Below are 15,652 nucleotides of genomic sequence, written 5' to 3' on the forward strand. Positions count from 1 at the left end.
CCCTCAGGCGGCGCGACGCGAGGCGTCGAGCGTCGAGAAATATACGTCCTCCAGCCCGCCCGCGACCGGATCAAACCCGTCGCCCGGTGATCCATCATGCATTACATGGATGATCGTGCGGCCTGCGAACAACCGGGTCGAAATCACCTGATAGCGCGCGCGGTAATCGTCCAGTTCGCCGCGGCCGATCGCCTTTTGCCAGACATGCCCCCGCGTCCGTTCGATCAGGTCGAGCGGTGCGCCCTCCAGCAGGATATGGCCCCCCGCCAGCACCGCCATGCGCGGGCAGAGATCGGCGACATCCTCGACGATATGGGTCGACAGGATGACGACGACCTCGTCGCCGATCTCGCCCAGCAGGTTCAGGAAGCGGTTACGTTCCTCGGGATCAAGGCCGGCGGTCGGTTCGTCGACGATCACGAGTCTGGGGTTGCCGATCAGCGCCTGCGCGATGCCGAACCGCTGGCGCATGCCGCCCGAAAAACCGGCCAGCGCCTTTTTGCGGACGGTCCAGAGATTGACCTGCTGGAGCAGGCCCTCGACCGTCTCCTTGCGCTCACCGCGCCCGGCCACGCCCTTCAGCACCGCCATATGATCGAGCATGTCGTATGCCGACACGCGCGGATAGACGCCGAAATCCTGCGGCAGATAGCCAAGCGTCCGGCGCAAGCGTTCCGGTTCGGCGATCACGTCGATACCGTCGAACACGATGCTGCCCGATGTCGGGGCCTGTAGCGTGGCGATGGTTCGCATCAGCGTGGACTTACCCGCGCCGTTGGGACCGAGCAGACCGAACATGCCGGCCGGGATGACCAGATCCACCCCGTCCAATGCCTGTGTGCCGTTGCCGTACACATGGGCCAGCTTGTCGATCCGCAGCATGCGCCATCCCCCGATGATTCGGACGGCAAGCTAACAGGTGTGTTGTTGATGTAAAGCGGGCTAGCGTGGCGCCCCGGCGCAAACAGCATAGCCGAACGCTGGCAGGCTGAGCATCACGCTGCCGGGCGCGACGGCGCGGGGGGCGCAGGTGCCGGCGAGCGTGGTGAACGCAGTCGAGGCGGTGTCGACCTGCACCGGTTGTTCAATCGGTGTGGCGGCGGTGTTGAACGCGATCAGCACCTCCCGGCCCGACACCGGATCGAAGCGCGACACGGCGAACAGGCCGGGTGTCTCCCGCCGGGCGCGGATCAACATATGGCCGCGGGTCAGAGCGGGATGCGTCACGCGGAGCCTCGCTAAGTCGGTGATCTGGCGGAACAGGGGGTTGGTTTCGCCGAAGCTGGCGGTAGCCGTGGTCTTGGTCGTGCCGATCAGGTGGTTGTCGTTATAGACCGCGACCTTGCTGGCGAACATGTCCTCCCGCGCGTCCTGATCGCCGCCGTCGCCAACGAAACCCTGTTCGTCGCCGGAATAGATCGTCGGCACGCCGCGCAGTGTCAGCAGCATCGCGTTCGACAGCATGACGCGCTTCAGTATCTCGTCGTCCGAGCTTTTCGGGAAGGCGCGGCGGACGAAGGTGGCGAAGCGGCCATCGTCGTGATTGCCGCTGAAGGTCGGCAGGATGGCGGCGGTATCGATGCCTTTCGCATAAAGCGCGTCGCCGGCGAACAACGCCTCGAACGCGTCCGTCCCGCGCGTGCCGGCGATGGTTTCGACCAGCGCCTGCCGGAACGAGAAATCGAGTACCGCCGGAAACTTGTCGACCACCGTATGCTGCGCGAGCACGGCGGGGCGGACGTCGTGATCGGAGACCTCGCCGAAGATGTGGAAATTCGGGATGCCGTTCGACTTGGCGCGGGCGAGCATGGCGGGGACGAACGCCTGCCAAAATTCAGGATTAACGTGGCGGGCGGTATCGACGCGGAAACCATCCACCTTGAACCGGTCGATCCAGTCGCCGAAGATATCGATCATCCCCGCCACCACACGCGGGTTTTCGGTCATGATATCGTCGAGGCCGGAAAAGTCGCCCATCGTCGAACTCTCGTTACGGAACGTCGTGTCACCGCGGTTGTGATAATAGATCGGGTCGTTCAGCCACGCCGGCACCTTCACGGTCTTTTCCGCCGCCGGCACATAGGGCGTGTAGGCGTAGGTCGGGTCGGTGAGCGCGGCGAAGTTGCTCGCGGTGCCGACGCTGTCGCAGACGAAACCGGGGTTGATCGCCCTGCCCCTGACGCCGCCGCGCCGCTGATACGGGTAGGCGGCGCGATCGCGGTAGAGACATGGCATGCCTTCGCGGCATTCGCTGTATTGGATCACGTCGGCGGTGTGGTTGACGATGATGTCCATATAGACCTTCATCCCCCGCCCATGCGCCGCATCGACGAAGGCGCGCATATCCGCCTCGGTACCCAGATGCGGATCGACGGCGGTGAAATCGGTGATCCAGTATCCGTGATAACCGGACGACTCCTTGCCCGGCGCGCCCTGCACCGGCTTGTTCTTGAAGATTGGGCCGAGCCAGATCGCCGTCGCACCGAGCGCCTGGATGTAATCGAGACGGCGGGTCAGCCCCTTAAGATCGCCACCGTGATAGAAGCCCTTGTGGGTCGGATCGAACCCGGTCGCCAGCGGCCCGCCCTTCAAGCCGCCGCGATCGTTGGTGGGATCACCATTTTCGAACCGGTCGGGCAGGACGAAATAGATCACCTCGTCTTGCGGCAACCGCTGGCGATAGTCCGCCGCAGGGGGCGTCTGCGCCGCCACGGGCATCGAGAGCAGCAGCGCTGAAAGAGCCGTGGCGATACTTTTCATGACATCTCTCCCCAAGAAGGCCAGCAATCTTGTGTGCCGGTCGCTGCTGCCCGTGATTCACTGAATCCCGTTGGAGTGAAAGCCAATAAGGTGACATTCGTATTTAATCTGGTCGCTTTGTGTTGTTGCACAGCCGTGATGGTCCGGGTTGCATCGGGCGCGTTGACGGCGGGCGGCTTCCTGGTCGATGCTGCCGCCGACAAACCGTCGCCAAGGCGGTATTGACCGAGAGGATCGAACCGCCGTGACCGTGCCGTGTCAGTCGACATCCATCACCCATGCGCGCCGCGTCGTTTCGCCGCACCCGATCACGGTCGGGACCGGATACCGTGAGTAGGGCGGGGATGGAGAAGCCGCATCAGGGTTTCTGGGGTCTGTGGAACATCTCATTCGGGTTCTTCGGCATCCAGATCGGCTTCGCGTTGCAGAATGCGAATGTCAGCCGGATCTTCCAATCGCTCGGCACGTCCGTGGACGATCTTGCCTTCCTGTGGATCGCGGCGCCGCTGACCGGGCTGCTCGTTCAACCGGTGATCGGCCATTATAGCGACCGGACCTGGGGGCGGCTGGGGCGGCGGCGGCCGTATTTTCTGGCGGGTGCGATGTTGGCGACGATCGGGCTGCTGGCGATGCCGAATGCGCCGGTGTTGTGGGTGGCGGCGGCTTTGTTGTGGATGCTCGACGGATCGCTGAACATCTCGATGGAGCCGTTCCGCGCCTTCGTCGGCGATATGCTGGGCAGCCGCCAGCGAACGGCGGGCTATGCGTTCCAGACCGGTTTCATCGGCGCGGGTGCGGTGGTCGGCAGTCTGGCGCCGATCATCCTGACCGACGTGTTCCAGGTCGCCAATGTCGCGCCGGCCGGCGGCATTCCGCCATCGGTGCAATATGGATTCTATATCGGGGCGCTGGCGCTGTTCTTCGCGGTGTTGTGGACGGTACTGACCACGGAGGAATATTCGCCGGCGCAGATGGCGGCGTTCGAGGACGCGGATGCCGTGGAGTATATCCATGGCGGCTCGGCGACCGCCACCACCGGCGCACGGCTGGCGCCGCTATGGATAGCAATGGGCGCAATCGTCATCGCGGCGGTGGCGCAGTTCGGGCTGGACAAGCCGATGTATCTGCTGGGCGGCGGGCTGGTGGCGTTCGGCGTTGCTCTGCTCGTCAACGCCGCGCTGCTGCGATCGGGGAATGGCGACAAAGTGCTCAGCCAGATCGTCGAGGATCTGACCGCGATGCCGGCGACGATGAGGCAATTGGCACTCGTCCAGTTCTTCTCATGGTCGGCGCTGTTCATCATGTGGATCTACACGACGCCGATCGTCACCCAGCACGTCTTCGGGACGACGGACACCTCGAGTGCCGCTTATAACCAAGGGGCGAACTGGGTCGGCGTTCTGTTTGCGGTGTATAACGGCGTGGCGACGATCTGGGCGTTCGTGCTGCCGTCACTGGCGGCGAAGATCGGGCGGCGGGACACGCATATCATCGGCCTGATCTGCGGGGCGGCGGGGTTCGCGTCTTTCCTCGTGGTGCACGACCAATATTTGTTGATCGGATCGATGGTGCTGATCGGCATTGCCTGGGCATCGATCCTGACGATGCCCTACGCGATCCTGTCTGGCGCGCTGCCGCAGGATAAGCTGGGTGTGTATATGGGTTTGTTCAACATCTTCATCGTGTTGCCGCAGCTGATCGTGTCGTCGGTGATGGGCGAGGTGGTCCGCACCTTCTTTCCGGGGGAAGCGATCTGGGCGATGTTGATCGCGGCGGCGGTGATGCTGATGGCGGCGGCGGCGATGCTGCGCGTACCGAAGCGGGCATGACCGCGCTGTCCACTTAGCGGCTTTACGCCCCCTTCCCCACCGCATACCGGCGACGTGACTTTTGCGGAACCCGAGGGAACGGACCAATGACCACTATAAGCCGGCGTGGAATCCTGTTGACCGGCGGCGCCCTGCTGGCCGCCTGTACGACCGGCGCTGGGTCGGGGAGCAAGGGTCCGGGCGGCACGTCGCCAAAGTCGGCATTCGTCACGGTCGATGGCCTGCACTTTCGCCGCAACGGCGCGCCTTACCGCTATGTCGGGGCGAACATCTGGTACGGCGCGTGGCTGGGTGCAGAGACTGCCTATGGCGACCGGGCGCGGTTGACGCGCGAGTTGGACCGGTTGCAGGCGCTGGGGGTCCGCAACCTGCGCCTGCTGGGGTCGGCGGAGCTATCGCCGCTGAAGAACTCGATCACGCCCGGCTTTCGCGACAAGAGCGCGACTTATAATGAGGATCTGCTGAAGGGGCTCGATTGGACGCTCGCCGAAATGGCGAAGCGGGACATGACGGCGGTCATCTACCTGACCAATTTCTGGGAATGGTCGGGCGGCATGATGACATACTTGTCGTGGGTGAACGGCGGGCGGTTCATCAACATGAACGATCCCGCACACCCATGGCCGGAATTTCCCGACTGGAACGCCGCCTTCTATGCCAACGGAAAGGCACAGGCGATGTACCGCGATTACATCCGGGCGGTGGTGACGCGGAAGAACAGCGTCACCGGCATCGCCTATGCCGCCGACCCGACGATCATGGCGTGGCAACTGGCCAACGAACCGCGCCCCGGCGGGTCGGATGCGGTGGCGGCGGCGAACCTGCCGAATTTCTATCGCTGGGTCGACGAGACCGCGCGTTACATCAAGACGCTAGATCCGCATCACCTCGTATCCACCGGGTCGGAGGGTTTGAAGGGATCGATCGAGCGCGAAGACATCGTGCTGGCCGCGCATCGGCCGGCATCGATCGATTATCTGACGACGCATATCTGGCCGAACAACTGGAGCTGGATGGACCCCGGCAATCTCGCCGGTACCTATGATGCGGGTGCGGCGAAGGTAGCGGGATATATCGACGTGCATATCCGTATGGCGAACACGCTGGGCAAGCCGCTGGTGATCGAGGAATTCGGATATCCCCGCGATGGGCGCGATGCGTACGACCCGTCGATCACCACCGCCTACAAAGACCGGTTCTATCGCCAGATCTACGCGGCGATCGAGGCGAATGTAAAGGCGGGCGGGCCGCTGGCCGGTTCGAACTTCTGGGCGTGGAACGGCGAGGCGCGCACTCCACATGCCGACCACCGGTTCGAGCGTGGCGACCTGGGCTATATGGGCGATCCGCCGCACGAGCCGCAGGGCTGGTACGGCGTGTTCGACAGCGATGTCGGAACGCAAAGCGTGATCCGGGCGCATGCGGCGGTGATGGCACGGCTGTAGCGCCGCCAATCAACGCTACCCATTTGCCGCGCGCTGAGGAGCAACGCGGTGGCGGTGGCGGCCGGGGAGACGATGCATGGCTCTCCCCGGCCCAGTTATCAGTTTGGACGGCGGAGGCTGACCTCTGCTCCCGTGTATGTCACCTCCGCATCGCCCGCACCGTCGTCCGTCACCGGATGGCCGGCGGAAACCCAGCGGACGCGGATGGTGCGGGTAGCGGGCATCTTGTCGTAACCCTTGCCCTCCCGCGCGCCGAGGGTGAGCGTGCCGGTGGCGTCGTCGTAGCGCATCGGGATGCGCGCAAAGGCGTCGCGGCGATACTGCTCGCTGGTGCCGTCGTCCTCGTACAGCGAGAAGCGGCCATCGGCGCCGGTATAGACCGCGATCGTCAGCGGCGCATCGGGGTGCTGATCGGTATATTGCATCACCGGCCCCATCGGCACGATCGCGCCAGCGCGGACGAACAGCGGCATCCGTTCGAACGGCGCGGTCGCCGTCACCGACTGGCCACCGCGATAGGCGTTGCCGGTGCTGAAATCATACCACATGCCGGTGCCGGGCAGATACACCTGACGGGTACGCGCCTTATACTCCGTGACCGGCGCGACAAGGAACGCGTCGCCGAACAGATACTCGTCGGCGATGTCGCGGGCGCGGACGTCGTTCGGCCAATCCATCGCGAGGCCGCGCATGATGCTGCCGTCCTTGTGCCATGTGTCGGCGGCAACGGTGTAGATGTACGGCATCAGGCGATAGCGAAGCTGGTCGTACCAGACCATTGATGCGCGCATCGGCGATCCTTCGGGCGAGATTTCGTAAATCTCGCGGTACGGCGATTCACCGTGGCTGCGGAACAGCGGGCTGAACGCACCGAACTGGAACCAGCGCAGGTTCAGTTCGCGCCATTCGTCCAGATCGGCGGGCTTCGGCGTCTTGCTGGCGTAACGATCCTCCAAGGCGAAGCCGCCGATATCGTGCGTCCAGTTGGGGATGCCCGACATCGATGCGTTGACGCCCCCCGAAATCTGCGCGCGCAGATCGTACCAGCGGCTGGCGACGTCTCCCGACCAGATCGCCGCGCCGGTCCGCTGCAACCCGCCGAACCCGGAACGGGTGAGGATGAAGGGCCGCACGTCGGGCTTATAGCTGCGCCAGCCGTCATAGAAGGCGGTGGCGTTCATCAACGGATAGCTGTTGAAATACTCCGCCGCCGGGCCGCGCGCGGTCGGCCCCATCGTCTCGATCCGTTCGGGGATCGACAGGTTGGAATGCATGTCCGGCTCGCTGGCGTCCGCCCACCAGGCATCGATGCCCAACGTCGCCAATTGGTCTTTCACCTGCCGCCAGAAGATCGACCGACCCTCCGCCGAATAGGGATCGTAGAAGGTATTCTTGTACCCCGGTCCGACCCAGTCGACATTGCCCATCTTCAGATTACCTTGATAGACCAGTCCCTTGGCGGCGAACTCCTTGTAATTGTCGGTCTTCGGATAGAATTTCGGCCAGACCGAGATCATGAAGTGCGCGTTCAGGTCGTGCACCTTGGCGACCAGCGACTTGGGATCGGGAAAACGGGCGGGATCGAAGCGGTGGCTGCCCCAGTCGTCGTCGCGCCAATAGCGCCAGTCGAGGACGATGTTATCGAGCGGGATACCGAGGCCGCGATATTTCTCGACCACGTCGATCATCTCTTTCGACGTGTCGTAACGCTGGCGTGACTGCCAGAAGCCATAGGCCCATTTGGGCATCATAACCGCCTTGCCGGTCAATTGGCGATAACCGGCGATGACATCGTCCATGTCGCGGCCGGGGACGTACCAGTAATTGACGGCGCGGGCGACGTCGCTGGTGAACCAGACCGAATGGCGATCGGCGGCGGGCAGCGGATCATTGTGCAGCAGCGCGATGTAGCCGGCGTTCGGCTCCCACTCGATGCGTATCCTGGCGGGTTTCCCCTTGGTCATCGGCGCGGTGAAATTGGCGTACCAGGGGTTCCAGTTCTGCCGCCAGCGGTTCAGCACCTCGCGCCCGTCCACGAACACCTTGAAATAGCTGGACCCGTAGAGCTGGAATTTCTGCTCGCCGGTAACGTCCGGCGTTACCGTGCCGGTCCAGATCACGGTCTGCTTCTGCACCGCGTTGCCGGCGGTGTTCTGGCCGCCGGTCGCCGCCGCCGTCCTGGCCTTGGCGGCTTCCGGCCAGTTCACCTGATCACGGATATACTGGTAGTTGATCGTCGCTTCCTGACGCGTCACCACGGGTTTGCCGTCGAGAAAATATTGCGCCGTCCAGCCGGGTTTGCCGCCCGAGGTGACGCGCATCGCATCGGCGCCGACGAGCGCATAGGGCTTCGGATTGCCGAAGCGGGTGATGCCGTCATTGTCCCACAATATGCCATAATTCTTGGTCGAGACCACGAAGGGCACGGCGATATCCATGTTGTGCTGGGCGAGTTCGACGTCCTCGCCATTGTAGTTCATCTGCGAGTTCTGGTGCTGGCCAAGGCCGTAAAGCCCCTCGTCCGTGCCGCGATTGAACTGCTGCGTGGCGGTGACATATTGGCGACCGTCGATCAGCGTCGGGCGAAACTCGGGCGTGCCGGCCTCGTCCAAAACGACGCGACCGGTGGCGTCGAGGAAGCGGACCTTGCCCGTGGCGAGATCGACATCGGCGGTGGTGCGTGCGGCCTTCACCTGCACATGGCCGGCGGTTTCGACCACCGTGAAGCGATCCGCCTTTGGCGGTTGCGGCACCATCAGGCTGGCCTGTTTCGTGACGCCGATCGAGGTCGCCGGCGCGGCGACGACGTGGATGATGCCGTCGCCGTGGACGGTCAGCTCGACCCGCGCGGCCGGCCCGCCGGCGGGCGTGACCGCGATGCCGCCATCGATCTTCGTGAAGCCGCCCTTGCGATCCGCAGCATGAGCGGTGGCGATAGCGCTACCCGTTAACAGCGCGGCGATCATCAGTTTCTTCATGTGCATCCGTCCTCAATCCTGTTCGCGCCGATCGATCATGCGACCGGCGCCCTTCGTTCGTTTCAGCGGTAGCGACCCATCGTGACCTTCAGCACCTGAGGCCGGTCAATCAGGTTGATGCCGTAATCGGTCTGGTCGCCGTTCCACACGCGTTGCGTGACCCATCGGCCATCGGTGAAGCCGCCTTCCTCGACGCTGACGGCCATGCCGTTGGCTGCGCCGCCCTTGGCGGTCCCGAATTCGAGGCGGACATGGTCGCCGACGACCAAGAATTCGTCCGCCGACATCTGCGCGACGGCGACGCCGCCCACCAGCTGGTCAGCCCAGGGCGGTGGCGAGGATTTGATCCACGTCCAGTCCTTTTGCCCGAACTGCCACGCACCCCAACTGGCGGTGATCGTCCAGCCGCCCATCGTGGTCGATTGCGCGGTGCCGTCATCGGGCTTGGCGACGCCCCAGGTCGGCCGCTCGAACGCGATCCGCGCCCAGTCGCGCATGATCGAGGACAGCGCCTTGTAGGGAAGCGCGAAGGCATCGAGCGTCGCGTCGTCCAGCGTCGCGGCGCCGAGCGGGTAGTTGAAATAGCCGGTCGCATCCATGCCGAACGGCGAGAAGCCGATGCCGCCATGGCCAAGCGTGGGGTAGAGGAAGCGTGCGAATTCCTTCGCGTTGCCGATCTCCGGCACCATCAGGGCATTGTCGGGACGGGCGTATTTTTCGAGGTACAGCGCGACGTTGCCGCTGGCGCGATCGTAGATGTCGGGCGCGGCGAAATCGATCGCGGGGGCCGCCGCCTTCCAGATATCGAGCACGTCCTGCTGCGGGCCGCCGCTCGCCACCCCGGTCGGGTCGGGGACGTTGGAGGGGCCAGCGAGCGAGGCGTTGACGTACATCGGCAGCGGCTTCACCGCCTTGCCCGCGGCCGCGATCTCGTTGACGAAAGACGCAGTGTACCAGGTGTTGAAGGCGCGATCGGCCTGCGCACCGAACGCGGCAGACCATGTGCCGCGCTTGCCGACGCGCCGGGCGAGCGCATCCGGAATGATCTGCGCGAACAGGCGATTGGCCGCCGCGCCGTAATCGCGCGGCGAGCGATAGCTTCCGACCTCGTTCTCCGGCTGGACCATGATGACGGTGTTCTGCGGATCGTTATCGCGCAGATACCTCATCACCTGCACGAACGCGCGCTTGTCCGCGTCGAGCGTGGCGCGGGCGTGGGGCGAGTGGACGTAGTGATCCTCGCCCGTCTTCGTCTTCATGCGCGGGAAGCGGCGATTGTCGAGCTTGGCCCAGGCGGGCATATAGCCGGGCGACGTATTCTTCCACGTGCCGAACCAGAGCAGCACGATACGCTTGTCATGGGTGCGCGCCTGATCGAGCAGGGTCTGGAGGAACGAGAAATCGAACCTGCCCTCAACCGGTTCGATCTGTTGCCAAGCGACCGGAATCTCGACCGTGTTGGCGTGGATGCGATCGAGCATCGGCCAGACGGCAGGCAGCGACACGGCATAGTTGCTGGAATTATTGACCTGCCCGCCCAACACCAGGAAAGGCGCGCCATCGACGATCAGCTCATGGCGGCCGTCCTTCGTCTCGATGCGCGGCACCGGTGATGCCTGTTGCGCGACCGCCGGCATCGCCAGGCTGGCAAGGCTGACGGCCCAAAGCCCGATCATCTTATTCATTGAACCGCGTCTCCATAGACGATGCCGCGCCCGTCCGTTCCAATATACACCCGGCCATAACGGCGCGGATCGCCGATGATGACGCGGAAGCGCAAACCCCATTGATGGCGGTCGTCATTGATTCGTTGCCACGCGGCGCCGCCGTCGATCGAACGCCAGACGGCGGTGATGCCATCCCGGCGACCGACCGCGTAGATCGCGGGCCATGAGTTGCCCGGTGCGCTGTGGCCGAGGCCGTAGAAGTCAATCACCAGTTCGCCCGTCGTCCGGGTCCAGTGGTCGCCGCCGTCGGTCGATCGGTACAGGTCCGGCCCGACTTTCAGCCACAAGGCACCTGTGCGGCCGGGGGTCGCGAGCAGCGGGTTTGGCGTTTCACGACCTCGGGTACGGGCGCCGAGCAAATCGGCAGGCAGTCCCTGCGCCGCAGTGGGGGCGAATGTCGCGCCACCATCGACGCTGCGCAGCAACCGGTTTTGCGCGATATCGAGGGCATAGAACCGGTCGGCGTCTTCCTTGTCCGCGGTCACGCGCACCTTCGCCGGCAGGCCCTGAACGGCGATCCACTTGCGCCCGCGATCACGGGTCAGCATGGGCCGGTCGAGTTCGACCAGAAAGGTGCCGCCATCGGCGGACACCGTGATCGCGGCGCTGCCGGTGCGTTCCGGCGGCATCGATCCGTCGGCGCGCGGGGGGGATGGCGGCGTGATCAGCGGGCGCCAATTGCTGCCGCCGTCGTCTGACCATGCCAGCGATGCGCCGGGTACGACCGGCGTGTGGGTGTTGCCGCTGCGGACCATCACGGCGGGCGCCCGTCCCGCATAATCGAGCGTATTGGTGTGGGTGAGGAAGGGACCGCGGTGGACGCGCGGGGGTGAACGACCGAGATCGTCGTGCCTGAACCCGCCGATATCGCCGAACCCGGAGATCAACGGCGCGCCGCCGGTGAGGCTGATCAGCGTCAGGATCGCGGTCTGTTCGATGCCGGCCGTCCACGGCGTCCAGCGCATCGAGCCTGGTCGGTCGAATCCGTCCGTCGCATAGACGGTCGCGCCGGTGACATAGGCCGCATGGCCCGCATCGAAGGGATCGATCGCGAGCCCGGCGATCCAGTGGCCAAAATCCGCCTTGCCGTCGAAATCGAGGAACGGAGTGCCGGCGACGTCCCGTACGCTGCGCCGCCACAGTTCGTCCCAATGCGCGCCGCCGTCCTTCGACCGCCAGACGGTGTCGACCGGCTTGTACCGATCGACGGTCGAGACGGCGATCACGCGTGGGTCCTGTGCCGACACGGCTACGCCCATATAGCCGCCAGGTTGCGCATCCGTGGGGCCCTCCGGCGTCACATCAGTCCACGAGCCGGTGTCCGTCGCGAGCCGCCATACGGCGCCGCGGGTGATGCCGATCGGGCCGATCCGATCCGCGTAGGTGATCGTCAGGACATGGTCGCGGCCGATGACCGCCTTCACCGGCAACAGATCGGCCGGCGGACCGCCCGACACGACTGCCCAGTGCGCCCCGCCATCGTCCGAGCTGAACAAATGCGCCGCGCCGGGATCGGCGCTTGCCACATACGCCCGGCCGGCCCGCATGGGATCGAATAGGACGAACGACAGGCCGCCATGGGTGACAGTGGGCTGCTGCGGTTTCCCGAGGCCCGGCAGCGGAAAGCCTGTGACCTTGCGCCACCGCGCGCCGGCATCGTCGCTGCGCCACAGCCCGTCGTGTCGCGATCCGAAGAACAATGTGTCGTGACGATGCGGATCGATCGCCAGCCGTTCGCCAAGGCCCCGTCCGTCCTCGTTCCCGCCCATAGAGAACGGCACGGATACGATTCGCCAATGCACGCCACGATCCGCCGATCGCATGATCGCCGCCGGCCCGCCCGAATACATGCCGGCCGCCATGTAGACGATGCCGGCACTGACGGGATCGGGCGCGATGCTCTCGATACCCATGTAGTTCGAGATTGCCTGATCATCCTGCAACGGTATCCACCGGCGCGCACGGGCATCCCAGCGATAGGCGCCGCCCATGTCAGTGCGCAGATAGGCGAGGTCGCGTTCGACCGGGCTGAAGACGATGCCTGGGGCGAAGCCGCCGCCGCCGACCGTTACGCTGGTCCAGCGATATGGCACGTCCGCCAGCGCGCCGGTCGTGGCCAATGCCATCGCCAGCATCGCCATGCCGGTACCGAAGCCTTTGCGTGCGCGCATTCCACTCCCAATCATTGTCCGGCATCGATGCGGACCTAGGCAACTTCGCTGCCATTGCAGCGGAGATACCGCTACCAAACAGTAATGCAAGCGCGATGGCATCAATTCATTTGGATACTGGACGATCCATCCACCAGCCGGGCATTGTATCTCGCTCTGTTTCGACCATTTAATTTGATGGGAATGATCGCATGATGACCCCCTCACGCCGTACCCTGCTGACTGGGTTTGCCGCCGCCGGCATGATGAGCGCCTCGCGCGGCATCGCCCAGCCGACCGCAGGTGCGGACCTGTTGCCGCTTTGGCCGGGCAAGGCGCCGGGAACGCCGGCAACGCTGCCGGTGCGCAAGGTCAACGAGCGGTCAAAGGACCCGTCTTTTCATGATCGCTCGATCACTGGCATCGCCCAGCCCGCTCTGATCGTTCGACGTGCCGCCAACCCCAATGGCGCGGCGGTGATGCTGGTGCCGGGCGGCGGTTATGGCTTTTTGTCATACGACAATGAGGGCGAGGAGCAGGCGCGCTGGCTGAACGCGCGGGGCGTGACGGCCTTTATCCTGTTGTACCGTTTGCCGGGCGAGGGCTGGGCCGATCGCTCGCTGGTGCCGTTGCAGGATGCGCAACGGGGGATGCGATTGATCCGTGCTCATGCCGGCCGTTTCGGGATCGAAGCGAACCGGGTTGCGGTGCTCGGTTTCTCGGCCGGCGGGCATCTCGCCGGATCGCTGGCGACGCGACATGCGGAGCCGACCTATACGGCGATCGATTCGACCGATCGCCTGCCGGCCCGCCCCGATCTGGCCGGGCTGATCTATCCGGTGGTCAGCCTGTCGGCGCCGTTCACGCATGGCGGATCGCGCGATAATCTATTGGGTGCGAACGCCGATGACTCTTCCCGGAAGCGGGCGTCGGTGGAACTCGGGGTGACGGAGACGACTCCGCCGATCTTCCTGGCGCATGCATCGGATGACGGCACGGTACCGATCCAGAACAGCCTTGCCCTGTATCAGGCGATGCTGGCGGCAAAGCGCCCAGCCGAATTGCACGCGTTCGATCAGGGTGGGCATGGGTTTGGCGTGCGACTGGCGGCGGAAAAGCCGGCATCGATCTGGCCAACGCTGTTCGCCGCCTATGCCGCCCGACAGGGCGTGTTCCGCGCATGAACTGGCGGGTGGCGATCGCGACGTCCGCGCTGCTGTGCATCGCCGCAGCGGAGGCCGAACCGCCGCGTTATCGCAGCAGCGCCGCACGGCGGGTCGTGACGGAGCGTGACTGGGGACCGGTGCTGGGGCCGTATCGGCAGCGGCTGGTGCCCAGCATGATGAAGGATTTTGGCGAGCGATACATCTACCGCGCCGCCAACGCCGCGCTGCCGCCGCCCCGGTCGGGGGAGCGCCGGGTAGTCTTCATCGGCGATTCGATCACCGACGGCTGGAGTCTTGCGAGCAGCTTCCCCGACCAACCCTATATCAACCGGGGGATCGGTGGTCAGGTGACGGCGCAGATGCTGGTGCGGTTCCAGCAGGACGTGGTGGCTATTCACCCGAGCGCCGTGGTGATCCTGGGCGGCGTCAACGACGTGCAGGGCTTGCTGCAGGAAGAGACGCCGGACGGCATCGTCACCAATATCGAGGCGATGGCCGATATCGCACGGGCACACGGCATCGCCGTCGTGCTGGCGTCGATCCTGCCCGTCAACGATTACACCCCCGCCGCCCGCGATGTGGTGCGCGAGCGGCAGCCGGCGACGTTGGCGGCGATCAACGTGCGGCTTCGCGATCTCGCCCGGCGGCGGGGATATGGCTTTGCCGATTACGCGGCCGTCCTGCGTGATGCACGGGGGTTGATGGATGCGGCTTATACTCGCGACGGCATCCACCCGATCGCCGCGGGGTACGCGCGAATGGCGCCGGTTGCGGCGGCGGCGATCATGCAGGCGCTGAAAGACAGATGATAAAGTAGGTTCCACTGCCGCGATCGATCAGCGTGACAGTCGGGTTATCTGTCGGCATGCTGCACGGATGAGCGATCTGATCGTCGATAATCACCCGCGCGGACGGGCGGGATTGGGCCGGAACCTGACCCATGGCATGCTCGACGTGCTGGGCAAGGCGATCGTGACCGGCGAATATCGGGACCGCCCGTTCCCCACCGAAGCGGAAATCGCACGGCTGCACGGGGTCAGCCGATCGGTAACGCGCGAGGCGGTGAAGATGCTGACGGCCAAAGGGCTGGTGAGTGCTCGCCCCCGACAGGGTACGATCGTGCAACCGACGACGACCTGGAACCTGTTCGATACCGATGTACTGCGCTGGTTGCTCAGCCGGCAATTTTCGGTCGAACTGCTACGCCATTTCAACCAGTTGCGCATCGGTATCGAACCAGAGGCGGCAGCGCTGGCGGCGCAATTCCACGACGGCGAGGACATTGCGTTGATCGATGCTTGCCTCGCGCGAATGGCGGCAGCCGAGGCGGGGCACGATGATCCGTTGGAAGCGGACATCGCGTTCCACGCCAGCATCCTCAGGGCGTCGAAGAACCCTTTCTATGGGCAGCTCGAGGCGGTCGTGTCGACCGCGCTGCGCAGTTCGATCACCTACACCAACCGCGCCAAGGGGCGATCCGCCGATATCGCCGCCCACCAGGCAGTAGCGGAACGGATTGCCGCTCGCGATATCGCCGGTGCGCGGGCGGCGATGCAGCAAATCGTCAGCGACGTGCTGGACCTGATCGCCGACTGAT

At 64.8% G+C, this 15,652-nt stretch carries 10 protein-coding genes; 5 read left to right on the forward strand and 5 right to left on the reverse strand.

Annotation, left to right across the window (positions count from 1 at the left end; genetic code table 11):
- Positions 1-3: 3 nt before the first annotated feature.
- Together ASG67_RS08325 and ASG67_RS08330 are read right to left on the reverse strand one after the other, a co-directional pair.
- Positions 4-882, reverse strand: a complete 879-nt coding sequence (locus tag ASG67_RS08325; protein ID WP_056528192.1) for an ABC transporter ATP-binding protein — start codon at positions 880-882, stop codon at positions 4-6.
- A 60-nt stretch (positions 883-942) separates the two neighbouring features.
- Positions 943-2,760, reverse strand: coding sequence for an alpha-amylase family glycosyl hydrolase (locus tag ASG67_RS08330; protein ID WP_056528195.1), 1,818 nt, complete (start codon positions 2,758-2,760; stop codon positions 943-945).
- A gap of 344 nt (positions 2,761-3,104) precedes the next feature.
- On the opposite strand from ASG67_RS08330, the gene ASG67_RS08335 reads away from it, so the two are divergent.
- On the forward strand, positions 3,105-4,589 hold the full coding sequence (locus tag ASG67_RS08335; RefSeq protein WP_056528198.1) for an MFS transporter: 1,485 nt from the start codon (positions 3,105-3,107) through the stop codon (positions 4,587-4,589).
- Positions 4,590-4,675: 86 nt separating this feature from the next.
- On the forward strand, positions 4,676-6,034 hold the full coding sequence (locus ASG67_RS08340) for a glycoside hydrolase 5 family protein (RefSeq protein ID WP_056528200.1): 1,359 nt from the start codon (positions 4,676-4,678) through the stop codon (positions 6,032-6,034).
- Between the two features lie 98 nt (positions 6,035-6,132).
- Here the strand turns inward: ASG67_RS08340 and ASG67_RS08345 are convergent, their stop codons facing one another.
- From ASG67_RS08345 to ASG67_RS08355, 3 genes are all read right to left on the reverse strand, one after another.
- Complete coding sequence (locus tag ASG67_RS08345; protein WP_056528203.1) at positions 6,133-9,012, reverse strand: TIM-barrel domain-containing protein; 2,880 nt, start codon at positions 9,010-9,012, stop codon at positions 6,133-6,135.
- A 62-nt stretch (positions 9,013-9,074) separates the two neighbouring features.
- On the reverse strand, positions 9,075-10,688 hold the full coding sequence (locus ASG67_RS08350) for a DUF5597 domain-containing protein (protein ID WP_156460733.1): 1,614 nt from the start codon (positions 10,686-10,688) through the stop codon (positions 9,075-9,077).
- A 5-nt stretch (positions 10,689-10,693) separates the two neighbouring features.
- The gene (locus ASG67_RS08355; RefSeq protein ID WP_056528208.1) at positions 10,694-12,910 is read right to left on the reverse strand and encodes a WD40/YVTN/BNR-like repeat-containing protein; all 2,217 of its coding nucleotides are present in this window, start codon (positions 12,908-12,910) and stop codon (positions 10,694-10,696) included.
- Positions 12,911-13,101: 191 nt separating this feature from the next.
- Between ASG67_RS08355 and ASG67_RS08360 the strand changes: the two genes are divergently transcribed.
- The 3 genes from ASG67_RS08360 (at position 13,102) to ASG67_RS08370 (ending at position 15,651) form a co-directional block, all read left to right on the forward strand.
- Complete coding sequence (locus ASG67_RS08360) at positions 13,102-14,073, forward strand: alpha/beta hydrolase (RefSeq protein WP_056528211.1); 972 nt, start codon at positions 13,102-13,104, stop codon at positions 14,071-14,073.
- Positions 14,070-14,864 carry a GDSL-type esterase/lipase family protein gene (locus ASG67_RS08365; protein WP_056528214.1) on the forward strand — a complete coding sequence of 265 codons (795 nt, stop codon included), beginning with the start codon at positions 14,070-14,072 and terminating at the stop codon, positions 14,862-14,864. The genes ASG67_RS08360 and ASG67_RS08365 overlap by 4 nt, the downstream gene beginning before the upstream one ends.
- 67 nt (positions 14,865-14,931) lie before the next feature.
- On the forward strand, positions 14,932-15,651 hold the full coding sequence (locus tag ASG67_RS08370) for a FadR/GntR family transcriptional regulator (RefSeq protein ID WP_056528217.1): 720 nt from the start codon (positions 14,932-14,934) through the stop codon (positions 15,649-15,651).
- Position 15,652 lies beyond the last annotated feature (1 nt).

The sequence above is a fragment of the Sphingomonas sp. Leaf339 genome, assembly GCF_001426195.1.
GTDB lineage: Bacteria > Pseudomonadota > Alphaproteobacteria > Sphingomonadales > Sphingomonadaceae > Sphingomonas.